The 23,944-nt window shown below is 74.3% G+C and carries 27 protein-coding genes; 9 read left to right on the top strand and 18 right to left on the bottom strand.

All coding sequences use genetic code 11. From position 1 onward, the window contains the following. Positions 1–62: 62 nt before the first annotated feature. A complete protein-coding gene (guaB, locus tag ACI78T_RS02350) occupies positions 63–1,577 on the bottom strand; it encodes an IMP dehydrogenase (RefSeq protein WP_456556460.1) in 1,515 nt (504 codons plus the stop codon). A gap of 125 nt (positions 1,578–1,702) precedes the next feature. Between guaB and ACI78T_RS02345 the strand changes: the two genes are divergently transcribed. After that, a complete protein-coding gene (locus ACI78T_RS02345; RefSeq protein ID WP_456556459.1) occupies positions 1,703–2,101 on the top strand; it encodes a DUF5319 family protein in 399 nt (132 codons plus the stop codon). A gap of 282 nt (positions 2,102–2,383) precedes the next feature. Next, on the top strand, positions 2,384–3,019 hold the full coding sequence (locus ACI78T_RS02340; RefSeq protein ID WP_456556458.1) for an ATP-dependent Clp protease proteolytic subunit: 636 nt from the start codon (positions 2,384–2,386) through the stop codon (positions 3,017–3,019). Between the two features lie 69 nt (positions 3,020–3,088). Here the strand turns inward: ACI78T_RS02340 and ACI78T_RS02335 are convergent, their stop codons facing one another. After that, on the bottom strand, positions 3,089–3,814 hold the full coding sequence (locus tag ACI78T_RS02335) for a response regulator transcription factor (protein WP_456556457.1): 726 nt from the start codon (positions 3,812–3,814) through the stop codon (positions 3,089–3,091). A gap of 303 nt (positions 3,815–4,117) precedes the next feature. On the opposite strand from ACI78T_RS02335, the gene ACI78T_RS02330 reads away from it, so the two are divergent. Then, complete coding sequence (locus tag ACI78T_RS02330) at positions 4,118–4,417, top strand: WhiB family transcriptional regulator (RefSeq protein WP_116451093.1); 300 nt, start codon at positions 4,118–4,120, stop codon at positions 4,415–4,417. A 116-nt stretch (positions 4,418–4,533) separates the two neighbouring features. Here ACI78T_RS02330 and groL read toward each other — a convergent pair whose 3' ends face one another. Both groL and groES read right to left on the bottom strand, forming a co-directional pair. Further along, complete coding sequence (gene groL / locus ACI78T_RS02325; RefSeq protein WP_456556456.1) at positions 4,534–6,180, bottom strand: chaperonin GroEL; 1,647 nt, start codon at positions 6,178–6,180, stop codon at positions 4,534–4,536. Between the two features lie 124 nt (positions 6,181–6,304). Then, on the bottom strand, positions 6,305–6,613 hold the full coding sequence (groES, locus tag ACI78T_RS02320) for a co-chaperone GroES (protein ID WP_092194970.1): 309 nt from the start codon (positions 6,611–6,613) through the stop codon (positions 6,305–6,307). A gap of 217 nt (positions 6,614–6,830) precedes the next feature. On the opposite strand from groES, the gene ACI78T_RS02315 reads away from it, so the two are divergent. Further along, the gene (locus tag ACI78T_RS02315; protein WP_456556455.1) at positions 6,831–8,060 is read left to right on the top strand and encodes a THUMP-like domain-containing protein; all 1,230 of its coding nucleotides are present in this window, start codon (positions 6,831–6,833) and stop codon (positions 8,058–8,060) included. Here the strand turns inward: ACI78T_RS02315 and tsaD are convergent. From tsaD to ACI78T_RS02290, 5 genes are read right to left on the bottom strand one after another with little or no spacing between them, the layout of a single operon-like run. Then, positions 8,050–9,102, bottom strand: a complete 1,053-nt coding sequence (gene tsaD / locus ACI78T_RS02310; RefSeq protein ID WP_456556454.1) for a tRNA (adenosine(37)-N6)-threonylcarbamoyltransferase complex transferase subunit TsaD — start codon at positions 9,100–9,102, stop codon at positions 8,050–8,052. The two genes, ACI78T_RS02315 and tsaD, sit on opposite strands and share 11 nt — an antisense overlap. Further along, on the bottom strand, positions 9,095–9,589 hold the full coding sequence (gene rimI / locus ACI78T_RS02305) for a ribosomal protein S18-alanine N-acetyltransferase (protein ID WP_456556453.1): 495 nt from the start codon (positions 9,587–9,589) through the stop codon (positions 9,095–9,097). The genes tsaD and rimI overlap by 8 nt, the downstream gene beginning before the upstream one ends. 17 nt (positions 9,590–9,606) lie before the next feature. After that, the gene (tsaB, locus tag ACI78T_RS02300; protein ID WP_456556452.1) at positions 9,607–10,242 is read right to left on the bottom strand and encodes a tRNA (adenosine(37)-N6)-threonylcarbamoyltransferase complex dimerization subunit type 1 TsaB; all 636 of its coding nucleotides are present in this window, start codon (positions 10,240–10,242) and stop codon (positions 9,607–9,609) included. Between the two features lie 11 nt (positions 10,243–10,253). Beyond that, entirely contained in the window at positions 10,254–10,730 is a 477-nt protein-coding gene (tsaE, locus tag ACI78T_RS02295; RefSeq protein ID WP_456556451.1) for a tRNA (adenosine(37)-N6)-threonylcarbamoyltransferase complex ATPase subunit type 1 TsaE, read from the bottom strand. After that, a complete protein-coding gene (locus ACI78T_RS02290) occupies positions 10,727–11,356 on the bottom strand; it encodes a uracil-DNA glycosylase (protein WP_456556450.1) in 630 nt (209 codons plus the stop codon). Before ACI78T_RS02290 ends, tsaE begins: the two co-directional genes overlap by 4 nt. A 50-nt stretch (positions 11,357–11,406) precedes the next feature. Here ACI78T_RS02290 and ACI78T_RS02285 point away from each other — a divergent pair, with 50 nt between their 5' ends. Together ACI78T_RS02285 and ACI78T_RS02280 are read left to right on the top strand one after the other, a co-directional pair. Continuing rightward, a complete protein-coding gene (locus ACI78T_RS02285) occupies positions 11,407–12,084 on the top strand; it encodes a TIGR04222 domain-containing membrane protein (protein WP_456556449.1) in 678 nt (225 codons plus the stop codon). Positions 12,085–12,110: 26 nt separating this feature from the next. Further along, positions 12,111–12,713 carry a TIGR04222 domain-containing membrane protein gene (locus ACI78T_RS02280; RefSeq protein WP_456556448.1) on the top strand — a complete coding sequence of 201 codons (603 nt, stop codon included), beginning with the start codon at positions 12,111–12,113 and terminating at the stop codon, positions 12,711–12,713. A 6-nt stretch (positions 12,714–12,719) separates the two neighbouring features. Here the strand turns inward: ACI78T_RS02280 and ACI78T_RS02275 are convergent, their stop codons facing one another. The 9 genes from ACI78T_RS02275 to ACI78T_RS02235 all read right to left on the bottom strand — a co-directional run bounded on the left by ACI78T_RS02275 (position 12,720) and on the right by ACI78T_RS02235 (position 21,715). Then, positions 12,720–13,886, bottom strand: coding sequence for an alpha/beta fold hydrolase (locus ACI78T_RS02275; RefSeq protein ID WP_456556447.1), 1,167 nt, complete (start codon positions 13,884–13,886; stop codon positions 12,720–12,722). Beyond that, positions 13,886–15,028, bottom strand: coding sequence for an alanine racemase (gene alr, locus ACI78T_RS02270; protein WP_456556446.1), 1,143 nt, complete (start codon positions 15,026–15,028; stop codon positions 13,886–13,888). The genes ACI78T_RS02275 and alr overlap by 1 nt, the downstream gene beginning before the upstream one ends. After that, on the bottom strand, positions 15,025–16,491 hold the full coding sequence (locus ACI78T_RS02265) for an NAD(P)H-hydrate dehydratase (protein WP_456556445.1): 1,467 nt from the start codon (positions 16,489–16,491) through the stop codon (positions 15,025–15,027). Before ACI78T_RS02265 ends, alr begins: the two co-directional genes overlap by 4 nt. Further along, positions 16,488–16,880 carry a holo-ACP synthase gene (locus tag ACI78T_RS02260; RefSeq protein ID WP_456556444.1) on the bottom strand — a complete coding sequence of 131 codons (393 nt, stop codon included), beginning with the start codon at positions 16,878–16,880 and terminating at the stop codon, positions 16,488–16,490. Before ACI78T_RS02260 ends, ACI78T_RS02265 begins: the two co-directional genes overlap by 4 nt. A gap of 19 nt (positions 16,881–16,899) precedes the next feature. After that, positions 16,900–18,762, bottom strand: a complete 1,863-nt coding sequence (gene glmS, locus ACI78T_RS02255; RefSeq protein ID WP_456556443.1) for a glutamine--fructose-6-phosphate transaminase (isomerizing) — start codon at positions 18,760–18,762, stop codon at positions 16,900–16,902. A 108-nt stretch (positions 18,763–18,870) separates the two neighbouring features. Then, positions 18,871–20,214 carry a phosphoglucosamine mutase gene (glmM, locus tag ACI78T_RS02250; protein WP_456556442.1) on the bottom strand — a complete coding sequence of 448 codons (1,344 nt, stop codon included), beginning with the start codon at positions 20,212–20,214 and terminating at the stop codon, positions 18,871–18,873. A gap of 11 nt (positions 20,215–20,225) precedes the next feature. Next, positions 20,226–20,645: a 30S ribosomal protein S9 gene (gene rpsI, locus ACI78T_RS02245; RefSeq protein ID WP_116451080.1), complete on the bottom strand. Its 420-nt coding sequence runs from the start codon at positions 20,643–20,645 to the stop codon at positions 20,226–20,228. Then, positions 20,642–21,085, bottom strand: coding sequence for a 50S ribosomal protein L13 (gene rplM / locus ACI78T_RS02240; protein WP_456556441.1), 444 nt, complete (start codon positions 21,083–21,085; stop codon positions 20,642–20,644). Before rplM ends, rpsI begins: the two co-directional genes overlap by 4 nt. Positions 21,086–21,229: 144 nt before the next feature. Then, positions 21,230–21,715 carry a beta-class carbonic anhydrase gene (locus ACI78T_RS02235; protein WP_456556440.1) on the bottom strand — a complete coding sequence of 162 codons (486 nt, stop codon included), beginning with the start codon at positions 21,713–21,715 and terminating at the stop codon, positions 21,230–21,232. Positions 21,716–21,770: 55 nt separating this feature from the next. Between ACI78T_RS02235 and moeA the strand changes: the two genes are divergently transcribed. The 3 genes from moeA to ACI78T_RS02220 are packed head-to-tail and all read left to right on the top strand — an operon-like array spanning position 21,771 to position 23,925. Then, entirely contained in the window at positions 21,771–22,964 is a 1,194-nt protein-coding gene (moeA, locus tag ACI78T_RS02230) for a molybdopterin molybdotransferase MoeA (RefSeq protein ID WP_456556439.1), read from the top strand. Next, on the top strand, positions 22,961–23,434 hold the full coding sequence (gene moaC / locus ACI78T_RS02225; RefSeq protein WP_456556438.1) for a cyclic pyranopterin monophosphate synthase MoaC: 474 nt from the start codon (positions 22,961–22,963) through the stop codon (positions 23,432–23,434). Before moeA ends, moaC begins: the two co-directional genes overlap by 4 nt. Further along, the gene (locus ACI78T_RS02220) at positions 23,431–23,925 is read left to right on the top strand and encodes a MogA/MoaB family molybdenum cofactor biosynthesis protein (protein WP_456556437.1); all 495 of its coding nucleotides are present in this window, start codon (positions 23,431–23,433) and stop codon (positions 23,923–23,925) included. Before moaC ends, ACI78T_RS02220 begins: the two co-directional genes overlap by 4 nt. Positions 23,926–23,944 lie beyond the last annotated feature (19 nt).

Raw genomic sequence — 23,944 nt, 5'->3', positions numbered from 1 at the left:
CCCCCGGTAGTTCGGTGCCTCGACGGTCTGACTGGATGGCATGTGCCGGTTGCTCATCTCGGTCACCGACCCCGGTAGTTCGGGGCCTCGACGGTCATCTGGATGTCGTGGGGGTGGCTCTCGACCAGGCCCGCCGACGTGATGCGGGTCAGCCGGCCGCGCTCCTTGAGGTCGGCGACCGTGGCCGCGCCCGCGTAGCCCATCGAGGCGCGCAGGCCGCCGACGAGCTGGTGGGCGACGCCGGACAGCGCACCGCGGTAGGGCACCTGGCCCTCGATGCCCTCGGGCACGAGCTTGTCGTCGGAGAGGACGTCGTCGGCGAAGTACCGGTCACGGCTGAACGACTGGTTGCCGCGCTTCTGCATCGCGCCGAGCGACCCCATGCCGCGGTAGGTCTTGTACTGCTTGCCGTTCATGAAGACCAGCTCGCCCGGCGCCTCCTCGACACCGGCGAACAGCCCGCCGATCATCACGGTGTCGGCGCCGGCGACCAGGGCCTTGGCGATGTCACCGGAGTACTGCAGCCCGCCGTCGGCGATGACCGGCACACCGGCCGGTCCGGCCGCCAGCCACGCCTCGTAGATGGCGCTGACCTGGGGGACGCCGACGCCCGCGACCACGCGGGTGGTGCAGATGGAGCCGGGCCCGACGCCGACCTTGACCGCGTCCGCGCCGGCGTCGACCAGCGCCTGGGCGCCGTCCCGGGTGGCGATGTTGCCGCCGACGACCTCGACCCCGTCGTCGCCGCCGAAGTCGTTCTTCACGCGGGCGACCATGTCGAGGACGGCGCGCTGGTGGCCGTGCGCGGTGTCGACGACGAGGACGTCGACGCCCGCGTCGACGAGCAGGCCGGCGCGCTTGTAGGCGTCCTCGCCGACGCCCAGGGCGGCGCCGACGACGAGGCGGCCGTCGGCGTCCTTGGTGGAGTTCGGGTACTGGTCGCGCTTGACGAAGTCCTTGACCGTGATGAGCCCGCGCAGCCGGCCGCCCTCGTCGACGATCGGCAGCTTCTCGATCTTGTGCTTCGAGAGGAGGGTCAGCGCGGTGTCCGCGTCCACGCCCACGGGCGCGGTCACCAGCGGCATCGGCGTCATGACGTCGCGGACCAGGCGGTTGTGGTCGGTCTCGAACCGCATGTCGCGGTTGGTCACGATGCCGAGCAGGACGCCGTCGGCGTCGACCACGGGGGCACCGGAGATGCGGTAGCGGGCCGACAGCGCGTCGACCTCGGCCAGGGTGTTGTCCGGCGAGCAGGTGACCGGGTTGGTGACCATGCCGGCCTCGGACCGCTTCACCAGGTCCACCTGGCCCGCCTGGTCCTCGGCCGCGAGGTTGCGGTGCAGGACGCCCATGCCGCCGACGCGGGCCATCGCGATCGCCATGCGCGCCTCGGTCACGGTGTCCATCGCGCTGGACAGCAGCGGCACGGCCAGCCGGATCCGGCGGGTGACCCGGCTGCTGGTGTCGACCTCGGTCGGGACTATGTCGGACGCCCCCGGGATCAGCAGCACGTCGTCGTAGGTCAGCCCGAGCGGGGCGAACTTCGCCGGGAGCTCGGGTACGTAGTCGGCCTGCATGTGCCGCCACCCTCCAGGAATCGGGGCCGGACTCCGAACCGGGCGCAAGGAAGTCCGTGCACGATCGTAGGCGGCGGCGCGGAAGGCGCGGTGCGCTGCCTGCCGGGGCGGTTACGGTGGAGCACGTGACTCCGTTCGACGACGCCTCCGGCCCCGACTTCGGGCCCCTCGACCCGCCGGGTCAGCCTCCGCTGACGATGGAGGAGCGCGCCGGTGTCCTCGACGACCTCGCCGAGCTCGAGGTGTTCCGCACCCTGCTCGAGCCGACCGGCATCAAGGGCATCGTGGTCGACTGCCCCGACTGCGACGAGGAGCACCACGTCGACTGGGCGCTGATGCAGGCCAACCTGCGGCAGCTGCTCGACGAGGGGCAGACCGGTCGGCACGAGCCGCCGTTCGACCCGAACCCCGACGACTACGTCAGCTGGGACTACGCCAGCGGGTACGCCGACGGCATCGCCGCCACGGCCGAGCGCGAGGAGCCGACCGGCAAGCACGGCGGCCGGCACGCCCGCGAGGACTGAGCTATGACATCGCGGTGCTCCGCACCGCACCGCGGCCAATGGCCGTCCCCCGCCTGAGGTGAGCCGCTTCGTCACGCCTGCGCGGGACCCTCCGGGCCCCACTCGGCGCGACCTCGTTCGTCCCCGGCCCGCCCACTCGGCATCCTCGCTGTCAATTGACTTTCGCGATCGGCGCAACAATTCTGCGGTCCGCGCAATTGTCCATTCGTCGGCGCTTTTCTGCGCCATTCCCGCAAGACTCCGGGGCGACACTACTCACTGCTCCCGCGGAGGCCCGGATCCATGAACACTGCCGCGTCGTCGGACGGAACAGCGCGTCTGCTGGGCGAAACCGGCTCGCCCGGCAGCCTCCAGGATTCGATCTACGGGCGCCTGCTGGGCGAGCGGATCATCTTCCTCGGCAAGGAGGTCGACGACGCCGTCGCCAACCAGCTCGCCGCCCAGATGCTGCTGCTCTCCGCCGACGACCCGAGCCGGGACATCCACCTCTACATCAACTCACCCGGCGGCTCGGTCAGCGCCGGCATGGCGGTCTACGACACGATGCAGTTCGTCGACTGCGACGTCGCGACCTACGGGATGGGGATGGCCGCCTCGATGGGCCAGTTCCTGCTGACCTGCGGCACGCCGGGCAAGCGCTTCGCGCTCCCCCACACGCGGATCATGATGCACCAGCCCTCGGCCGGTGTCGGGGGCACGCAGTCGGACATCGCCATCCAGGCCGAGCTGTTCGGCAGGCTGAAGCGCGAGCTCAACGAGCTGCAGTCCCGCCACTCCGGGCAGAGCGTCGCGCAGATCGAGCAGGACTCCGACCGCGACCGTTGGTTCACCCCGGAGGAGGCGCTCGAGTACGGCCTGGTGGACCACGTCGTCGCGAACGCGGGCGCGCTCCCGATCCGCGACGTCCCCGTCGTCTGACGCACCCGCAGACGCCTGAGGGCGGTCATCCGGTGCCGGATGACCGCCCTCAGGCGCATGGGACAGCTGTCAGCTCATGATGCCGCGGCGGAAACCCGTCGCGACGGCCTCGGCACGGTCCTTCGCGCCGAGCTTGCGGAAGAGCCGGCGGGCGTGGGTCTTGATGGTGTCCTCGGACAGGTAGAGCTCCCGGCCGATCTGGGCGTTGCTCTTGCCCTGGCTCATGCCGGTGAGCACCTGCATCTCGCGCATCGACAGGCTGGCCTGCGGCGCCGTCTCGCGGACGGTCGAGCGCACGGTGGTCGGGGCGGACCCGGCCAGCGGCGCGGCACCGCTCCACGCGGGGACGCCGTTCGACGGGGCGGCCGCGACCTGCTGCGGAATGCGCCCGCCGTCGGCACGCAGCCCCACGCGCGACAGGCCCAGGCCCATCTCGATCGGGCTGGCGTCCCAGCGGAGGTAGCCACGCGCACCGAAGGCGACGGCGGCGCGGACGCTCTCGGCGTCGTCGGGCGCACCGAGCACCAGCACCGGCAGGCCCGGGTAGGCGCGCAGCGCCTGGGTGGCGGCGCTCAGCCCGGTGTCGACCGCCCGCTGGGTGCCGACGATCAGCACGTCGGGCGACCGGGTGGCCAGTCGCGACATCAGCGAGGCGGCGTCGGCCACGACCTCCACCCGGCCGACGAAGGGCAGCGCGACCAGGCGCGAGGCGACGTCGTCCCGGACCCGCCGGCGCTCGTCGTACACCCACACCGTGGCGCCGTTGACCGGCGCCCGCATCCTGTCCTCGATCACGTCGTGCTCCTCGCTCCCCCCGACGTCTCTGCCGGGCCCTGCCGGCCGGGGGACACCCCGCCGACGACGCAGGTCCCGGTGGAATCACCTCCGGAACCTCCGCGTCCAGAACCCACCTTGATCGACACGATCGGGCTACGACAGCGGCCCTCACCCCGCGGGGTGAGGGCCACGAGAGACGGGCGGAGGACGAATCGGCCCGAAAAGTTGCGATCTCGACGTGTTTGACCATGCAAGGGCAAGGGCACCCGGCCCCTTGCAGCCGGACAGCCCCCTCCGGCTCACCTGAGCCCTGGAGGAGACATGGCCGACATTCGCAGGCTCCCGACGCCGGTCGCCGAGGTCTGGGACTGGCAGCTCCACGGCGCCTGCCGTGGCGAGAACACGTCCCTCTTCTTCCACCCCGACGGCGAGCGCGGTCCCGCCCGTGCCAGGCGCCAGGCCGCGGCCAAGGCGGTGTGCGCCCGGTGCCCCGTCCTGGACGCCTGCCTCAAGCACGCGCTGTCGGTCCGCGAGCCCTACGGGGTCTGGGGTGGCATGAGCGAGGAGGAGCGGGCCCGCCTGATCGCCGCGGAGCCCGCCGCCGTCGCCGCCGGGGTCTGATCCCCCCACCGACGCCGAAGAGGGCGGGTCCGGATTTCTCCGGACCCGCCCTCTTGTGCATGGCCCGTCCTCCTCACGCGGAGCTCGCGAGGCGTGAGGAGGACGGGGTCCTTCTGCTAGTGCGAGTGGCCGTGGCCGCCGTGCGAGTGGCCGTGGGTGTGGTGCCCGCCGCCGTGCTCGTGCTCCTCCTCGGCCGGCTTGTCCACGACCGCCGAGTCGGTGGTCAGGACCATCGCCGCGATGGAGGCGGCGTTGCCGAGCGCGGCCTTGGTGACCTTCACCGGGTCGATGACGCCCTGGCCGGCCAGGTCGCCGAACTCGCCGGTCGCGGCGTTGAAGCCCTGGCCGACGCCGAGGTCGCGCACCTTGCTGACGACGACGCGGCCCTCGAAGCCGGCGTTCTCCGCGATGCGGGCCAGCGGGGCGTCCAGGGCCGAGCGGACCGCGCGGGCGCCGGTGAGCTCGTCACCCTCGAGCGAGAGGCCGTCGATGGCCTCGGCGCTGTGCACCAGCGCCGAGCCGCCGCCGGGGATGACCCCCTCCTCGACCGCCGCGCGGGTGGCCGCGATGGCGTCCTCGATGCGGTGCTTGCGCTCCTTGAGCTCGACCTCGGTGGCCGCGCCGACGCGGATGACGCCGATGCCGCCGGCCAGCTTCGCCAGCCGCTCCTGCAGCTTCTCGCGGTCCCAGTCGGAGTCGGTCGCCTCGATCTCGCGCCGGATCTGCGCGACCCGGTCGCCGATGGCCTCGGACGTGCCGCCGCCGTCGACGATCGTGGTGGCGTCCTTGGTGACGGTGACCCGGCGGGCGGTGCCGAGCACCTCGAGGCCGACGGAGTCCAGGGAGAGCCCGACGTCCTCGCTGACGACCTGACCGCCGGTGACGATGGCGAGGTCGGTCATGAACGCCTTGCGGCGGTCACCGAAGAACGGCGACTTCACGGCGACGACCTTGATCGTCTTGCGGATGGAGTTGACGACGAGGGTGGACAGCGCCTCGCCCTCGACGTCCTCGGCGACGATCAGCAGCGGGCGGCCGCCGGTCGAGAGGACCTTCTCCAGCAGCGGCAGGAGCTCGGCCAGCGCGCCGACCTTGCCGCTGACCAGCAGCACCAGGGCGTCCTCGAGGACGGCCTCCATGGACTCCTGGTCGGTGACGAAGTAGGGCGACAGGTAGCCCTTGTCGAACTGGACGCCCTCGGTGACGTCCAGGTCGGTGGACATGGTGTTGCTCTCCTCGACGGTGATCACACCGTCCTTGCCGACGCGCTCGAACGCCTCGCCGATCAGCTCGCCCACCTCGGCGTCCTGGGCGGAGATGGTGGCGACGCCGGCGATGGCCTTGCGGTCGTCGACCGGGGTGGCGACCTTGTCCAGGGCGGCGTGGACGGCGTCCACGGCCGCGCGCATGCCGCGGCCCAGCGCCATCGGGTTGGCACCCGCGGCGACGTTGCGCATGCCCTCGTGCACCAGCGCCTGGGCCAGCACGGTCGCGGTGGTGGTGCCGTCACCGGCGACGTCGTTGGTCTTCGTGGCGACGTTCTTGGCGAGCTGGGCGCCGAGGTTCTCGTACGGGTCGTCGAGGTCGATCTCCCGGGCGATGGTCACGCCGTCGTTGGTGATCGTGGGCGCGCCGAACTTCTTGTCGATGACGACGTTGCGACCGCGCGGGCCGAGGGTCACCTTGACCGCGTCGGCGAGCTTGTCGACGCCGCGCTCGAGCGAGCGCCGGGCGTCCTCGTTGAACTTGATGATCTTGGCCATGCCGGACCTCTCGTAGAGGGAGTGCTGGGGGCGGGTTGGGCGGGAGGCGGCCCAACACAGACCGCCCCGGGGCCCGAGGGAATCGGGTCGCCCGGGGCGGTCGGTCAGTGCGGGTGCGGAGAGGTCACTTCTCCACGACGGCGAGCAGGTCGCGCGCGGAGAGCACGAGGTACTCCTCGCCGCTGTACTTGACCTCGGTGCCGCCGTACTTCGAGTAGATGACCACGTCGCCGACGTTCACGTCGAGCGGGACGCGGTTGCCGTTGTCGTCGATGCGGCCGGGGCCGACGGCGACGACGGTGCCCTCCTGGGGCTTCTCCTTGGCGGTGTCCGGGATGACCAGACCGGAGGCGGTGGTGGTCTCGGCCTCGTTGGCCTGGACCACGACCCGGTCCTCCAGCGGCTTGATGCTGACCTTGGTAGCGGTCGTCACGTCGGTGACGCCCCCTTCGGTGTCGGACGGCTGTGGCTATGACTTTGTGGTGCGTCGGTGCTGATGCTGTGGCACGGGATCCGGGCACCCGCCGTCGCGGGGGTCGGGCGCCAGCCCGTGTCGATTGGCACTCTACCCACGAGAGTGCCAGCCGCTCAACCGGGTCCCCGACGTGGGTGACGGCGGGGCGCGCGGCACCGTGCGCGAGGCTGTGCGGGTGGAACGGGCACCCGACGAGCAGGCCGCCGAGACCGTGCGGCAGCTCCGGGCGCTCGCGACCCCTGCCGGCGCCCAGGCCCTCTCCCGTGCCGCGGAGCTGCTGGCCGGACGGGTCGACGCGGTGACCGCGCTGAGCCGGCTGCGTGCCGAGGTCGGCGCCGATCTCGCCGGCCCGGCGTGGGGCATCGCGCGTCAGCGGGACCGCGCCCGCGCGACGTTCGGCGCCGACGCGGACCGGTTGATGTTCACCGGCGACACCCTCGAGCAGGCCGGACGTCCGGAACTCGCCGACCGGCGGGCCGCGCGGCTCCTGGCCGGCGGGGCCGCCTCGGTCGCCGACCTGGGCTGCGCGGCGGGCACCGACACGATGGCCCTGGCCCGCGCCGGTGCGCGCGTCGTCGCCGTCGACCGCGACCCGGTCGCCCGGGAGCTCACCGGCCGCAACGTGGCAGCGCTCGGGCTGACCGGCGTCGAGGTGCTCGACGCCGATGTCACCGAGCTCGTCGCGGCGGCGGCCGACGGCCGCGTGGCGGGGTGCGACGCCGCGGTGCTCGACCCCGCCCGGCGGGCGGGCGGGCGGCGGCAGCTCGACCCCGACCGCTGGTCCCCGCCCTGGTCGACGGTCGCGGCGCTGCTCGACCGCGTCCCCGTCTCCGTGGTCAAGGTGGCGCCCGGCCTCGACCACGAGCGGGTGCCCGACGCCGTCGAGGCCGAGTGGGTGTCGGTCGGCGGCTCGATCGTCGAGGCGCTGCTGTGGGCCCCCGGCGTCGCGACCACCTGGCGGCGGGCGACGCTGGTCCACGACGGCGTCGTCAACGAGGTCGCCGCCGACGACGACCCGGGCCCCGCGCCGGTGGGCCCGGTGCGCGGGTGGCTGCACGAGCCCGACCCCGCGCTCATCCGGTCCGGGCTCATGTCGCTCGTGGCCGACGGCGCCACCCTGGTCGACCCGACGATCGCCTACCTGACCTCCGACGGACCGGCGGAGACGCCGTGGCTGAGCTCGTACCGGGTGCACGACGTCCTGCCGTTCAACCTCAAGAAGCTGAAGGCGCACCTGCGGGCCCGCCAGATCGGCCGCGTCGTCGTCAAGAAGCGGGGCTCGCCCATCGAGCCCGAGACCCTCGCGCGGCAGCTCAGGGGGCCCGGGAGCGGTTCCGCCGTCGTCGTGGTCACCCGGGTGGCCGGCGCGCCCACGGTGCTGGTCTGCGAGCCGCTCAGCGGGTGACGACCTCGATCGGCAGCGAGCTGTCGGCGCCCAGATCGGGCAGCGACGGCGCGATCCCGGACGCCACCAGTCGCGAGCCGAGCGCGGCGACCATCGCGCCGTTGTCGGTGCACAGCCGGGGGCTGGGTACCCGGAGCACGATCCCGGCCGCGGCGCAGCGCTCCTCGGCGAGGGCCCGCAGCCGCGAGTTCGCCGCCACGCCGCCACCCAGGACAAGGTGGTCGACCCCGTGGTCGCGGCAGGCCCGCACCGCCTTCGCGGTCAGGACGTCGGCGACCGCCTCCTGGAACGAGGCGGCGACGTCGGCCACCGGGACGTGCTCCCCCGCCCGCTGCCGCGCCTCGACCCAGCGGGCCACCGCGGTCTTCAGGCCGGAGAAGGAGAAGTCGTAGGGCGCGTCCCGGGGGCCGGTGAGGCCGCGCGGGAAGCCGATGGCGGCGGGGTCACCCTCCCGCGCCGCCTTGTCGATGGGCGGGCCGCCCGGGAAGGGCAGGCCCAGCACGCGGGCGACCTTGTCGAAGGCCTCCCCCGCCGCGTCGTCCACCGTGCGGCCCAGCGACTGCACGTCCTGCGCCAGGTCTGGGACGAGCAGCAGCGAGCTGTGCCCGCCGGACACGAGCAGCGCGATGGACGGCTCGGCCAGCGGGCCGTGCTGCAGCTCGTCGACGGCGACGTGCGCGGCCAGGTGGTTCACGCCGTACAGCGGCTTGCCGAGCGCCAGGGCGTAGGCCTTGGCCGCGGCGACGCCGACCAGCAGGGCGCCGGTCAGGCCGGGCCCGGAGGTCACCGCGATGGCGTCGACGTCGTCGACCGTCGCGCCGGCGTCGGCCAGCGCCCGGTGCACGGTCGGGACCATCGCCTCCAGGTGGGCCCGCGAGGCGATCTCCGGCACGACCCCGCCGAAGCGCTCGTGCTCCTCCATCGACGTGGCCAGGGCGTCGGCGAGCAGGGTGTGCCCGCGCACCAGCCCGACCCCGGTCTCGTCGCACGACGTCTCGAAGCCGAGCACCAGGGCTCCCCCACCCGACCCGTGATCAGCCACGTCCGCCTCCCGTCCGGCTCAGCGCGCGCACCCGCTTGCGCTTCATGACGACCGCGTCGGCACCGCTGGGCTGGTAGTAGCCCCGCCGCCGCCCGATCTCGACGAACCCGCGTCGCCGGTAGAGGTGCTGGGCGGCCTCGTTGTCCGCACGCACCTCCAGCAGGACGACGGGGCTGCGCCGGTCGGCCTCGGCCAGCAGGTCGTCGAGCAGCAGCGACCCGATCCCCTCCCCCTGGAGGGCCGTCGTCACCCCGAGCGTCGCCACGTGCGCCTCGTCGTCGTAGGCGATCAGCCCGCCGTAGCCGACCATCACCGGTGGGCCCTCGACCGGTTCGTCCTCGTCGCCGCCCACGTCGAACTCGGCCACGACGTAGTAGCGGGTGTCGGACCGCGCGAGCTCGTCGCGGTACATCGCCTCGGTCCAGGTGTCCGGGGCGAACAGCTCCTCCTCGAGCCGCATGACGGCGGGGAGGTCGGCGACCGTCATCGGCCGCAGGGTGACGGTCACTGCGAGACCGCCTTGATCGCCGTCGGCGGGGTGGCGTCCGGGCGGCGCAGGTAGAGCGGCAGCAGCGGGCCTGCCGACGACGGGTCGAGCAGCTGCGGCTCGGCCGCGCGGAGCAGGCCCGCGGTGGTCACCTCGGCGGCCGCGACGTCGGCACCCAGCCGGGCCGCGAACGCCGGGTCGCCGACGAACGGGCCGGGCCGGCCCAGATCCTCCGGCCGGACGACGCCGGGCCCGTCGACGCGGTCGCCCGACTCGTCGTACGCGGCCCAGTAGACCTCCTTGCGGCGGGCGTCGGTGACGACGGTCCGGGCGCCCGCGCCGACGGCGTCCAGGGAGCAGACGCCGAACACCGGCAGCCCGCGGGCGTCGGCCAGCGCGGCGGCGGTCACCACGCCCACCCGGAGGCCGGTGAACGGGCCCGGGCCCAGTCCGGTGACGACGGCGTCCAGATCCCCCATCGTCAGACCCGCGTCGTCGAGGACGCTGGTGATCGCCGGGGTCAGCAGCTCGGCGTGCCGGTTGCCGGAGGGCACCGCGCGCTCGGCCAGCACCTCGGTCGCCCCGTGCTTCGACCAGTCGGCGAGCCCGGCGACGAGCGTCGGTGTCGCGGTGTCGAGAGCGAGGACGAGCACGTCGGTCAACGTTACTGAGTCGCGGGCCGACCCACTCGGCCGCCGTCCAGCCGGCGCTCCCAGCCGGGACCGTGGGGCACCAGCACCGCCGTCCGCACGTCGTCGTCGCGCCGGTCGAGGCGCACCTCGAGGTGCTCGTCGGTCAGGCGCTCCACGAGCCCCTGACCCCACTCGACCACCGTCACCGACTCGTCGGTCGAGGCATCGAGGTCCAGGTCGTCGACGTCGCCCACCCCGCCCAGCCGGTAGGCGTCGACGTGCACCAGCGGGATCCGCCCGCCGCGGTGCACGCGCGAGATGACGAACGTCGGGGAGGTCACCGGCTCGCGGACGCCGAGCCCGGCGCCGATGCCCTGGGTGAGCGCCGTCTTCCCGGCGCCGAGCGGGCCGACCAGGACGACGAGATCACCCGGCTCCAGGACACCCGCGAGATCGCGGCCCAGCGCCTGGGTGTCCTCCGGGGTCGGCAGGACGTGCTCGAGCCTCATGCCAGGGTCCCCGCGACGGCGGTCAGGTCGGCGAGCAGCCCGGCCCGCGGAGCGCCCTTCGGGCCGAAGCGGATGGCGGCCGACGGGTGGTAGGTGGCCCAGACGGCCCGGCCGTCCACCTCGTGCGGCCGCGCGCGGACCTGCGCCAGGACGGTCCTCGGGCCCAGGAACCACTTCGCGGCCGACAGCCCCAGCGCGACGACGACCGGCGGGTCGAGCAGTTCCAGCTGCCGGCGCAGCCACCCGCTGCAGCGGGCGACCTCGGGCGTCTTCGGCGTGCGGTTGGCCGGGGGGCGGCACTTCACGATGTTCAGCACGGCGGCCTCCGCTCTCGACAGGCCCGCCTCGGCGAGCAGCTGGTCCAGCAGTGCACCGGACTTCCCGACGAACGGCCGCCCGGTCTCGTCCTCGGTCGCGCCGGGCGCCTCGCCGACCAGGACGAACCGCGGCCGGCCGGAGACCGGGACGTCACCCACGACGACGTGCTGCCGCGTCGCGGCCAGCTCCGGGCAGGCGACGCAGGGCCGGTTCACCTCGGCGAGGGTGGCCCAGTCGGGAGCGGCCGCGGCGACGCGGGCGACCTCGTCGGCCGCGGCGTCGAACCTCGGCGGTCGGAGAGCGGCCACGGAGGCACCCTAACCGCGGGTCCTCGGCCCCTTCCGCCGTCCACCACCCGATGACAGCCTCGCCGCAGGGTCCACCGGAAGGGACGACGGCCATGACGGCACCCGCGCTCGACCTCTACGACATCGCTTGCCTGGCCGGCGGACCGGACCGGGTCGTCGACACCGCCCTCGTCGCCCTGGTGGGGTCCGGCCGCCTCCGCGTGCACTCACCCGGGCAGCTCGCCACCACCGACCTGGTGCGCCGCCATCCGGTCGAGGCAGCCGTCCTCGACGCGGTCGGGCCGACGGGGCACCGCTCGGTGGACACGATCCGGTGGCGGGTGCACGACGACGACCGGTTGCTGGAGGTGGGCCACCGGCTCCAGCAGGCGGGGCTGCTCGGCCGTACCGGTGCGGTCGTCGTCCTGCTCCACGGCCACCGGCGGGCGCTGGCCCCGACGCGGGCCGGCCGCCGGGTCCTCGGCGAGCTGAAGGCGCGGGCCATGGCCGGCGGGCAGTATGAGCTGGTCCGGGTGGCGCTCGAGGGTCCGCAGCAGCCCGGGAACCGGCTCCGGGCGGAGATCTTCGAGCGTCCGCCGACGACCGTGCCCCCGCCCCGCCCCGGGCACCGGTCGCGCGGCGTCGACCACAGCGACCCCCACCTCGCCGCCTACCGCACCGGTGGCAGTGCGGCTGCCGCCGGCGCGTACCTCTCCCGGAGTCACTGGAACGCCTCCGGAGCCCCCTAGGTCCGATCCTGGAGAGGACGACCGCCGTGACCGCACCGCAGCTGGACGTCTACGACATCGCCCACCTCGCCGGCGGGCCCGAACGGGTGGTCGACACGGCCCTCGTCGCCCTGGCCGAGGAGGGTCGCATCACCGTGCAGCCGCCCGGCCGGCTCGCCGTCGTCGAGCCCACGCGGCGGCACCCGGTCGAGGGCGCGGTGCTCGACGCCGTGGGCACCCGCGGGGACCGGTCGGTCGACGTCGTCCGGTGGCGGCTCGCGGACGACGACCGCGTCCTCGCCATCGGTCGGCGGCTGACCGCCGCGGGCCTCGTCCGTCGCTGGAGCGTCGTCCCTCGTCGGGCGGAGCGGCCGGTGCACCTGACACCGGCGGGACGGCGGGCGCTCGCGGCACTCGCGGCAGAGCCGCCCTCGGATCCCGCGTGGGACGGCGGCACGGCCGTCCTCGTCGCCCTGCACGGACGCGACCGGTTGAGCGACGAGCTCAGACGGTCCTCGATGTTCGAGCCCATCCCGGTACCGACGGCCAAGGAACGAGCGGCGGGCCTGCGACGCCGGCTCGACGCCGTCCGCACCTACCACCCCGGTGGGCCGATGGGCGGCGGTGGCGGCGGGGACGGCGGCGGCTGAACCGAGTCAGCGCGCGGCGTTCGCCCCGGCGCCGACGCGGCGCAGCAGCGCGGTGAGCGCGTCCGTCACCTCGTCGGGCTTCTCCAGCAGCACCATGTGCCCCGCGTCCGGGACGACGACGTACTCCGCGTCCGGCAGCCGCTCGAGGAGCAGCTCGCTGTGCTCCACCGGGATCATCTTGTCCTTGTCCCCGGTGAGGACGAGCGTCGGGATCGTGCGCAGCGGCTCGAGGCTGCCGGTCTCGTCCAGGCCTGCCAGCGCCGGGTAGAACTCCGCGATGACGTCGACCGGGGTGCCGGCGATCATTGAGTCCACGTAGTGCACGAGGGCCGGGTCGACGTCCGCCGAGGCGAAGGAGAGCGAACGGGTCACCGCGGACACGAGCTCGGCGGCCACCCGCCGGGTCCGCTCGGCGAACGCGGGACGCCGCCGCATCGTCCAGGCGGCGACCGGGAACACGGCCGCCCGCACCCGGGTGAGCAGCTCGGGCAGGCCGAAGTTCAGGTCGGCGAGCTGCCCGCTCGACGTCGACAGGAGGGCGGCGGCGGTGACCCTGGACCCGAACAGCGCGGGCCGCAGCGCGGCCAGGCCCATGATCGTCATGCCGCCCATCGAGTGCCCGACGAGGACGACCGGCCCGCGGGGAACCCGCGTCTCCAGCACCGTGTCCAGGTCGCGGGCCAGCTGCTCGATCGTCGAGCTCTCCGCGCGACCCCGGCCCGAGGCGCCGTGGCCGCGCTGGTCGTAGAACACGAGGCGGACGTCGGGGCGGTGGCCGTTCGCCGTCGCCAGTTCCGCGGCCAGCGCCCTCCGTTGGAACGTCCACGAGGCCATGGAGAGCGTGTAGCCGTGCACGAAGACGACGGTGAGGGGCGCGTCGCGCGGGCCGATCTCCTCCACGGCGAGCAGCACGCCGTCGTCGGCCTGCACGAGCGCGGTGCGGTCCGCGGCACGCGAGGCGGGGCCGAGCGGGTCGTCCTCGCGCAGCTGCGCCGCGGTGAGCTCGGCGACGTCGCCCACCGGTCCCAGTTCCGCGGCCCGCACCCGCCGCCGCGCGATCCGGGTGACGGCCACACCGGCCGCCGTGCCTGCGGCAGCCAGGCCGACGACGGAGCCCACGATCCCTGCGGTGTGCGCCCGCGAGTGCTTGGGCGCGGGCTTCGACCGGGCCATCAGACCGCCCCGGTCGAGCCGACGTAGCGGCGGGCGAACCGTCCGCCGACGCGGGTGACCAGCTCGTAGTGGATGGTGTCGAGCGCGGTGGCCCACTGCTGGGCGGTCGGCTCGCCGTCGTCACCGGGACCCCAGAGGACGACCTGGTCGCCGGCCGCGATCGCGTCGTCGCCGACGTCGAGGACGAACTGGTCCATGCACACCCGTCCGGCGATGCGCCGCTGCGCGCCGGCGGCCAGCACCGGGGCGGTGTTGCCCGCGGCCCGCGGGATGCCGTCGGCGTAGCCCACCGGGACCAGGGCCAGCGTCGTCTCGGCCCGGGTCGTGTACGTGTGGCCGTAGGAGACGCCCACGCCGGCCGCCACCCGCTTGGTCAGCATCACGCCCGCCCGGACGGTCATCGCCGGGCGCAGCCCGTGCGCGTGGGGGTCGGAGCCGCAGAGCGGGTCCAGCCCGTAGAGCGCGATCCCCGGCCGCACCATGTCGTACCAGGTCTCGGGCAGCGCGACGGTGGCCGCCGAGTTGGCCAGGTGCAGGCGGGCGTCGGTGAGCCCGGCCGACCGCGCCAGGACGACGGCCTCGTCGAACACCCGCACCTGTGCCCCGATCGTCGGGTGGGTGGGGGCGTCGGCGTAGGCCATGTGGCTCCACAGGCCGACCACCGTCACGTACCCCTCGGCCTGCGCGCGGGCGGCCGCCTCGACCAGCGCCGGCCAGTCGGCCATGGTGGCGCCCTCCCGGGAGAGCCCGGTGTCGACGAACAGGTGGAGCTGGGCGGTGCGGCCGGTGGCGCGCGCGGCGGCGACGATCTCCTCCAGGCCCCAGACGGCGTTGGCCGACACCTGCACGTCCTGCTGGAGCGCCGGCGCGTAGTCGGTACCGGGGTTGTGCAGCCAGGAGAGCACCGGCGCGGTCACGCCGGCGGCGCGCAGGGCGAGCGCCTCGTCGAGCACGGTCACACCCAGGCAGTCCGCCCCGCCGGCCAGGACGGCGCGGGCGGCGGGCACCAGGCCGTGGCCGTAGCCGTCGGCCTTGACCACGGCCATCAGCGGCCGGTCGACCCGGTCGCGGAGCACCGCGGTGTTGGCGGCGATCGCGTCCAGGTCGACGACGACCTCGGCGCGGGGAGCAGCGTTCGTCACGCGCCCGAGTCTCCCAGGCCGGACGGCGCGAGCCCGCGCACCCGGCCGATGGTCTCGGGGAGGCGGCGGACCAGGTCGCCGGCGACCAGGGGTCCCCGCTGGGCGGCCACCTGGCCCGTGCGGCCGTGCAGGTGGGCGGCGACCGCGCCGGTCTCGACCGCGGGCAGCCCGGTGGCGAGGACCGCGCCGGCGATGCCGGACAGCACGTCGCCGGTTCCCGCGGTGGCCAGCCACGGCGTCCCGGTGCCGTTGACGAAAGCGGTCCCGTCGGCGTCGGCCACCACCGTGGCCTCGCCCTTGAGCAGCACCGTGCAGCCGAGCCCGGCGGCCAGCCGCCGCGCCGCGCCCACCCGGTCGGTGCCGACGTCCTCCCCGAACCTGGCGAACTCGCGGTCGTGCGGGGTCAGCAGCGTCGGCGCCGCGCGCCGGCGCACCAGCTCCGGCTGGGCCGCGCACATCGTCAGGGCGTCCGCGTCGACGACCACGGGCAGGTCGGTGGCCAGCACCTCCGCCAGCACGCTGCGCGCGGCGTCGTCGGTGCCCATCCCGGGGCCGACCACCCACGCCTGGACGCGGCCGGCGTCACCGGGGCGGCCGTCGGTGACGATCGCCTCGGGCCAGGCCGCGCGCACGCCGTCGGCGGCCGTACCGGCGTAGCGGACCAGGCCGGGCCGGGTGCGCAGGGCAGCCCCGGTGCACAGGACCCCGGCGCCCGGGTACGTGGCCGAGCCCGCCACGACGCCGACGACGCCCTGCGAGTACTTGTCGTCGGTGGCCGACGGCGGCGTGAGGCGGGCGGCGACGTCGGCGTCCGTGAGCTGGTGCACCGTCGCGACCGGGAGGTCGAGCCCGATGTCGACCAGGTGCACCTGGCCGGCGAACGCGCGCCCCTCCCCCACGACCAGACCGAGCTTCACCGCGCCGAAGGTGACCGTGTGCATGGCGGGGAAGGCCTCGCCGTCGACGGCACCGGTGGAGGCGTCGACCCCGCTGGGGACGTCGACCGCGACGGTGATCCCGGCGCCCGCTCCCGCGAGCGCCGCCAGTTCAGCGGCGGCAGGCCGGAGGCCGCCGGACCCGCCGATCCCCAGCATCCCGTCGAGCACCAGGTCGGCGCGGGTGACGGCCCGCTCCACCCCGGGCGAACCCGCCGCGAGCACGCGTCCGCCCGCCCGGCGCAGCGCGGCCAGACCGGCGTCGTGGACGCGGTCGGGATCCAGGAGCACCGCGGTCACCCGGCAGCCCCGAGCGGCCAGCCGTGCGCCGGCGAACAGGGCGTCGCCCCCGTTGTTGCCCGTGCCGACCAGGAGGGTCACCGCGCGGCCGTAGGCGCTGCCGAGCAGGCGCAGGCACACCGTGGCGAGGCCGGCGGCCGCGCGCTGCATGAGCGTGCCCGGCGGGGTGGCCGCGAGCAGCGGCTCCTCGGCCGCCCTGACCTCGGCGGCGGTGCGGAGCCCGATCACGCGGGCTCCCCGGCGCGGGGAAAGCCCTCGGCGACGACGACGGCGGACGCGATGCCGCCGTCGTGGCTCAGGGAGACGTGCCAGGACGAGACGCCGAGCTGCGCCGCGCGGCCGGCGACCGATCCCCGGACCTCCAGGTGCGGTCGCCCGTGCTCCCCGACGGTGACCTCGGCGTCGTGCCAGTGCAGGTCCCCCGGGGCGCCGAGGGCCTTGGCGAGGGCCTCCTTGGCCGCGAACCGGGCGGCCAGCGACTCGCCCGTCCTCGGGTTGCCCGACGGCGTCAGCTGCTCGGCCGCCGTGAACAGCCGGTCGCGCAGCCCGGGCGTGCGGGTGAGCGATTCGGCGAACCGCTCCACCGGCACCACGTCGATCCCGACCCCGATGATCACGCGGGCCAGTCTGCCGGAACTACTCGACGGTCACCGACTTGGCGAGGTTGCGCGGCTGGTCGACGTCGTAGCCGCGGGTGTCGGCGATCTCGCAGGCCAGCACCTGCAGCGGCACGGTCGTGACGACCGGCGCCAGCAGCGTCGGCGTCCGCGGCACGCGGATGACGTGGTCGGCGAACGGGACGACGTCCTCGTCGCCCTCCTCCGCGATCACGATGGTGCGGGCGCCGCGGGCGCGGACCTCCTGGATGTTCGAGACGACCTTCCCGTGCACCGACTCGCGGCTGCGCGGCGACGGCACGATCACGATGACCGGCGTCCCCTGGTCGATGACGGCGATCGGGCCGTGCTTGAGCTCACCTGCGGCGAAGCCCTCGGCGTGGATGTAGGCGAGCTCCTTGAGCTTGAGCGCACCCTCCAGCGCGACGGGGAACCCGACGTGCCGGCCCAGGAAGAGGATCGTGCCCGCGTCGGCCAGCGAGCGGCCGAGCGCACGGACCTCCTCCATGCCGGTGAGCACCTGCGCGACGGCCTCGGGGAGGCGGCGCAGGTCGTCCACGATGGCGGCGACCTCGTCCTCGTACTTCATGCCGCGCACCTGGGCCAGGAAGAGGCCGACCAGGTAGCAGGCGACGATCTGGCTGAGGAACGCCTTGGTCGAGGCGACCGCGATCTCCGGCCCGGCATGCGTGTAGAGCACGGCGTCGGACTCGCGCGGGATGGTCGAGCCGTTGGCGTTGCAGATGGCCAGGACGCGGGCCTTCTGCTCCTTGGCGTGCCGCAGCGCCATGAGGGTGTCCATCGTCTCGCCGGACTGGCTGATGACGATGACCAGCGTGGAGCGGTCGAGCACCGGGTCGCGGTAGCGGAACTCGCTGGCGACCTCCACCTCGACCGGGATGCGGGTCCAGTGCTCGATGGCGTACTTGGCGATCAGCCCCGCGTGGTACGAGGTGCCGCACGACACGACGAAGATCTTGTCGATGTCGCGGAGCTCCTGGTCGGAGAGGCGCACCTCGTCGAGCATGAGGTCGCCCTTCTCGCCGATCCGGCCCAGGAGGGTGTCGGCGACCGCCTGCGGCTGCTCGGCGATCTCCTTGAGCATGAACCAGTCGTAGCCACCCTTCTCGGCGGCGGCGGCGTCCCAGTCGACCGTGTACGCGGTGGGCTCGACCGGCGCGCCGGAGAAGTCGGTGACGGTCACGCCGCGGGTGCGGTCGATCTCGACGACCTGGTCCTGCCCGAGCTCCAGGGCGTTGCGGGTGTGCCCGATGAAGGCGGCGACGTCGGAGCCCAGGAAGTACTCGCCGTCGCCCACGCCGACGACCAGCGGGCTGCTGCGGCGGGAGGCGACGAGCGTGTCCGGCTCGTGCACCGACGAGGCGACCAGCGTGAAGGCGCCCTCGAGCCGGCGGCAGACGGTCCGCATGGCCTCGGCCAGGCGCCCCTCGCCCTCCGGGGTGGCGGCGTAGGCGGCCGCGAGGAGGTGGGCGGCGACCTCGGTGTCGGTCTCGGACTCGAACTCGACGCCGGCGGTCTCGAGCTCGGCGCGCAGGACGGCGAAGTTCTCGATGATGCCGTTGTGGATCACCGCGACCGACCCGTCGGCGGACAGGTGCGGGTGGGCGTTGCGGTCGGTCGGCCCGCCGTGCGTCGCCCACCGGGTGTGGCCGATGGCGACGGTGGCCGCCGGCAGCGGCTGCTCCGCGAGGACCTTCTCCAGGTTGGCCAGCTTGCCGGCCTTCTTGGCCGAGCTCAGCCCGCCGTCAGCGACGACCGCGATACCGGCGGAGTCGTACCCCCGGTACTCGAGCCGACGCAGACCCTCCAGGACCACGTCCCGGGCGTCCTGCGGACCGACGTACCCCACAATGCCGCACATTGGTCCCAGGGTACCGGCGGGGGCGGACCAGTCCGTCCAGGACGGCCGCTTCGCGGCGAAGGACCACCCCACCGGGGGTCCTCCGCCCCAGCAGTCACAGCCGCCCGGTCACCCGACGGCGGCGACGACCTCCGCCAGCCGGTGCGCGACCTCGTCGGCCTGCTCCTGCGTGGGCGCCTCGACCATCACGCGCACCAGCTGCTCGGTGCCCGAGGGGCGCAGCAGCACCCGCCCGGACTCGCCCAGCTCCTCCTCGACGGCGTTCACGGCCTCGGCGACCGCCTCGCTCTCCGCCACCGCGAGCCGGTCGGTGACCGGGACGTTGATCAGGATCTGCGGCAGGCGCTGCACCACCGACGCCAGCTCGGCGAGCGACCTGCCCGTCGCCCGCAGGCGGGAGAGCAGGGCCAGCCCGGTGAGCAGCCCGTCGCCGGTGGTCGCGTGGTCGAGGAAGACCAGGTGTCCGCTCTGCTCGCCGCCGAGGCTGAGCCCACCCTCCCGCAGGGCCTCCAGCACGTAGCGGTCGCCGACCGCGGTGGTCTGCACCGCGATCCCGGCGTCGCGCATCGTGTGGTGGAACCCGAGGTTGCTCATCACGGTCGCGACGACGGTGTCGCCCTTGAGCGCACCGCGCTCGTGCAGCGCCAGCGCGCAGATCGCGAGGATCGCGTCGCCGTCGACGACCTCGCCATCGGCGGTCACGGCGAGGCACCGGTCGGCGTCGCCGTCGTGGGCGATGCCGATGTCGGCGCCCTGGGCGCGGACCGCGTCGACGAGCGGCCCGAGGTGGGTCGAGCCGATGCCGTCGTTGATGTTCCAGCCGTCGGGCTCGTTGCCGATCGCGTGCACGGTGGCACCGGCGCGGCGGTAGACGTCCGGCGCGGTCCCGGCCGCGGCGCCGTGCGCGCAGTCGACGACGACGCGCAGCCCGTCGAGCGGCTGGTCGACGGTGGAGAGGACGTGCCGGGCGTAGCGCTCGGCGGCGTCGGGCAGCGCCCGCACCCGGCCGATGGCCGCGCCGCTCGGCCGGTGGCCGTCGGACGAGCCGCTGACGACGGTGCGCTCGATGGCCGCCTCCACGGCGTCGGGCAGCTTGTGCCCGCCGCGGCTGAACAGCTTGATGCCGTTGTCGGGCATCGGGTTGTGGCTCGCCGAGATCATGACGCCGAGGTCGGCGCCGGTCTCCGCGGTGAGGTGGGCCAGGGCGGGCGTGGGCACCACACCGGCCAGCAGCACCTCGGCCCCGGCGCTGGTCAGGCCGGCCACCACCGCGGCCTCGAGCATCTCCCCGCTGGCGCGGGGGTCACGCCCGACGACCGCGACGGGACGCGAGGTCCCGTCGCGGTCGGCGAGCACTCCGGCGGCAGCACGTGCCACCGAGAGGGACAGCTCCGGCGTGAGGTCGGCGTTGGCCAGACCCCGGACGCCGTCGGTCCCGAACAGGCGACCCAAGGTCGTGCGGGTCAGCGCTTGGAGTACTGAGGCGCCTTGCGCGCCTTCTTGAGGCCGTACTTCTTGCGCTCGGTGACGCGGGCGTCACGGGTGAGGAAGCCGGCCTTCTTCAGCGCGGGGCGGTCCTCGGCCTCGACCTCGATGAGGGCGCGGGCGATCGCCAGGCGCAGCGCGCCGGCCTGACCGGTGACGCCACCACCCTTGAGGATGCCGACGACGTCGTACTGCTCGGCCTTCTCCAGGATCACGAACGGCTCACGGATGAGCTGCTGGTGCACCTTGTTCGGGAAGTACTCCTCGAGGGAGCGGCCGTTGAGCTTGAACTGGCCGGTGCCGGGCAGGAGCCGGACGCGGACGACGGCCTCCTTGCGGCGGCCGACGGTCTGGATCGGGCGCCCGTCGGCGTCGGTCAGGGTCGCGGGGCTGGTCACTGGGCCACCTGCTTGATCTCGAAGGTCTGGGGCTGCTGCGCAGCGTGGGGGTGCTCCGGGCCGGCGTAGACCTTGAGCTTGGAGAGCATCTGACGGCCCAGGCTGTTGTGCGGCAGCATGCCCTTGATCGCGCGCTCGATGACGCGGTCGGGGTGCGTGCGCAGCTGGTCGCCGACGTTGATGGTCTTCAGACCACCCGGGTGGCCGGAGTGCCGGTAGGCGCGCTTGTCGTCGCGCTTGGAGCCGGTCAGGGCCACCTTGCCCGCGTTCACGATGACGACGAAGTCGCCGACGTCGAGGTGCGGGGCGTACTGGGGCTTGTGCTTGCCGCGCAGGAGCTGCGCGGTCTGGCTGGCGAGTCGGCCGAGCACCACGTCGGTGGCGTCGATGACATGCCAGGCCCGGTCGACCTCGCCGGGCTTGGGTGAGTACGTGCGCACGGCGCTCGTGTCCTCCGTCGTCGTCGGGATGGCTGGTGGGATCGCCTCACCGAGCACGGGAGACGGAGCGACACGCGGGCACCAGCCGGCTTGCGCGCGCCAGCCGATCACGATACCAGCCGACGGACGCCGCCCCGACCGCGGTCAGACGACCTCGCGGATGCGACCCGTCTCGACGTCGTAGACCGTCCCCCGCACCTCGCGGGACAGCAGGTACGGGCTCTCCTGGATCAGCCGGATCGACTCCCGGACGTCGTCGTCGACGACGGTGAAGAAGCGGGGCGCCCACGGCGGACGACGGCCGGTCGCCTGCTCCACCAGGTCGGCGAAGCTGACGTCGTCGCTCTTCTCGAGCCCGCAGTCGGTGTGGTGGACCAGCACGATCTCGCGGGTGCCCAGCAGGTGCTGGGAGATGGTCAGCGAACGGATCGTGTCCTCGGTGATGACCCCGCCCGCGTTGCGGATGACGTGCGCGTCACCGACGTCGAGACCGAGCAGCCCGAACAGCGGCATGCGGGAGTCCATGCAGGCCACGACGGCGACCTTGCGCGCGGGTCGCACGTCCTTGCTCCCGGGGAACCGCTGCGCCCAGTCCTCGTTCGCCTCGAGCATCCGATCGATCTCAGCCACGGTCGGACGATAACCGGCGCGGCGGGACGCCCGCTCGATCAGCCAGGATGACCCCGTGCGCACCGTCGAGGAACACCAGGCAGTGGTGAACGCGCTGCTCGGCGCCCTCCCGGAGGAGACCGTGCCGCTGGACGACGCCCACGGGCGCGTGCTGGCTCGGGACGTCGCGGCCGCCGTCGCCCTGCCGGGCTTCGACAACTCCGCCATGGACGGCTACGCCGCCCGGTGGGCCGAGGCCTCGCGCGCACCGGTCACCCTGCCGGTGGCCGACGACATCCCCGCCGGTCGCACCGACGTCGTCCCACTGGCGCCCGGGACCGTGCAGCGGATCATGACCGGCGCCCCGCTCCCCGCCGGCGCCGACGTGGTCGTCCCGGTGGAGCTCACCGACGGCGGCACGGACGTCGTCGAGATCCGGGACTGCCCCGCGGCCGGCACCCACCTGCGCGCGGCCGGCGAGGACATCGCGGCCGGTGCGGTGGCGCTGCAGGCGGGCAGCCCCCTGGGCGCCGCGCAGCTGGGGCTGGCCGCCGCGGTGGGCGTCACCGAGCTGCCGGTCCGCCGCAGGCCGCGCGTGCTCATCCTGTCGACGGGCAGCGAGCTGGTCGCCCCCGGGCAGCCGCTCCTCCCGGGGCAGATCTACGAGTCCAACTCGCGGCTGCTGGTCGCGGCCGTCGAGGACGCCGGGGGCGAGGCGCGGCGGCTGCACTTCGTGCCCGACGACGTGGACCAGTTCCTGGGCACCGTCCGCTCCGAGGTGGCGGCGGCCGACCTGCTGATCACCAGCGGCGGCGTCAGCGCCGGGGCGTACGAGGTGGTCAAGGACGCCTTCCGCGAGCTGGGCACCGTCGAGTTCGCGAAGGTCGCCATGCAGCCGGGTGGGCCGCAGGGCGCCGGCACCGTCGACGGCGTCCCGGTCGTGACGCTGCCGGGCAACCCGGTGAGCGCGTTCGTGTCGTTCGAGGTCTTCGTCCGGCCCGCGCTGCGCCGCGCGATGGGCTACACCTCGCCCGATCGGCTGCACGTGCCCGCGCGCCTCACCGGACCGCTGCGCTCCCCCGCCGGCCGCCGCCAGTTCCTGCGCGGCCGCTTCGACGGCGGGCAGGTCTCGCAGGTGGGCGGGCCGGGCTCGCACCTGGTGGCGCACCTCGCCCGCGCCAACTGCCTGGTCGTCGTCCCCGAGGACGTCACCGAACTGCCCGCCGGCGCCGAGGTCGACGTCGTGCTGATCGAGGGAGCCCTGCAATGACCGAGCCCCGGCTCACCCACGTGGACGAGACCGGCGCCGCCCGGATGGTCGACGTCAGCGCCAAGGCGGTCACCGCGCGGGAGGCCACGGCCGCCGGCCGCGTCCTCGTCAGCCCGGAGGTGGTCGACCTGCTGCGCGGGAAGGGCGTGCCGAAGGGCGACGCCGTCGCCGTGGCGCGGATCGCGGGCATCGCCGGGGCCAAGCGGACGCCCGACCTCGTCCCGCTCTGCCACCCGATCGCGCTGCACGGCGTGACCGTGGACATCGACGTGACCGACGACGGCGTGGACATCACCGCGACCGCCCGCACCGCCGACCGGACCGGCGTCGAGATGGAGGCGCTCACCTCCGTGACGGTCGCCGGGCTCACGATGATCGACATGGTCAAGGCGGTCGACCCGCGGGCGTCGATCACCGACGTCCGGCTGCTGCGGAAGTCCGGCGGCAAGAGCGGGGAGTGGACCCGGTGAGCGACCTCCCCGCGGACGCCCGCGCGCTGGTCCTCACCGCCTCCAACCGGGCCGCGGCCGGGGTCTACGAGGACCGCAGCGGACGGGCCCTCGCCGACGGGCTGGTGCGGCTGGGCTTCGACGTCGAGGGGCCGCACGTCCGCCCGGACGACGCCGCCGAGATCGAGGCGGTGCTGCGCAACGCGGTGGACGACGGCTTCGACGTCGTCGTCACCACCGGCGGCACCGGGCTCTCCCCCACCGACGTCACCCCCGAGGCGACGCGCGCGGTGCTCGAGCGCGAGGCGCCGGGCCTCGCCGAGGCGATCCGCCGCTACGGCGCCGGCAACGGCGTCCCCACCGCGGTGCTCTCCCGCGGCCTGGCCGGGATCGCCGGGCGCACGCTGATCGTGAACCTGCCCGGGTCGACCGGCGGGGTGAAGGACGGGCTGGCGGTGCTCGGCCCGCTCCTCCCCCACGTCGTCAGCCAGCTGCGGGGAGGCGACCACTGAGCATCTCCCGGGACCGTCT

The organism is Blastococcus sp. SYSU D00922, assembly GCF_054050495.1.
This window is presented reverse-complemented; position numbering and strand designations above follow the sequence as displayed.

What these genes read in the sequence shown, in the direction of transcription:
- guaB (WP_456556460.1), bottom strand. Translation starts at nt 1,577, where the DNA reads ATGCAGGCCGACTACGTACCCGAGCTCCCGGCGAAGTTCGCCCCGCTC.
- groL (WP_456556456.1), bottom strand. Translation starts at nt 6,180, where the DNA reads ATGGCCAAGATCATCAAGTTCAACGAGGACGCCCGGCGCTCGCTCGAG.
- ACI78T_RS02285 (WP_456556449.1), top strand. Translation starts at nt 11,407, where the DNA reads ATGACAGCCTCGCCGCAGGGTCCACCGGAAGGGACGACGGCCATGACG.
- moaC (WP_456556438.1), top strand. Translation starts at nt 22,961, where the DNA reads ATGACCGAGCCCCGGCTCACCCACGTGGACGAGACCGGCGCCGCCCGG.
- ACI78T_RS02330 (WP_116451093.1), top strand. Translation starts at nt 4,118, where the DNA reads ATGGCCGACATTCGCAGGCTCCCGACGCCGGTCGCCGAGGTCTGGGAC.
- rimI (WP_456556453.1), bottom strand. Translation starts at nt 9,589, where the DNA reads ATGACGGTCGCCGACCTCCCCGCCGTCATGCGGCTCGAGGAGGAGCTG.
- ACI78T_RS02275 (WP_456556447.1), bottom strand. Translation starts at nt 13,886, where the DNA reads ATGGCCCGGTCGAAGCCCGCGCCCAAGCACTCGCGGGCGCACACCGCA.
- glmS (WP_456556443.1), bottom strand. Translation starts at nt 18,762, where the DNA reads ATGTGCGGCATTGTGGGGTACGTCGGTCCGCAGGACGCCCGGGACGTG.
- ACI78T_RS02340 (WP_456556458.1), top strand. Translation starts at nt 2,384, where the DNA reads ATGAACACTGCCGCGTCGTCGGACGGAACAGCGCGTCTGCTGGGCGAA.
- tsaE (WP_456556451.1), bottom strand. Translation starts at nt 10,730, where the DNA reads ATGAGGCTCGAGCACGTCCTGCCGACCCCGGAGGACACCCAGGCGCTG.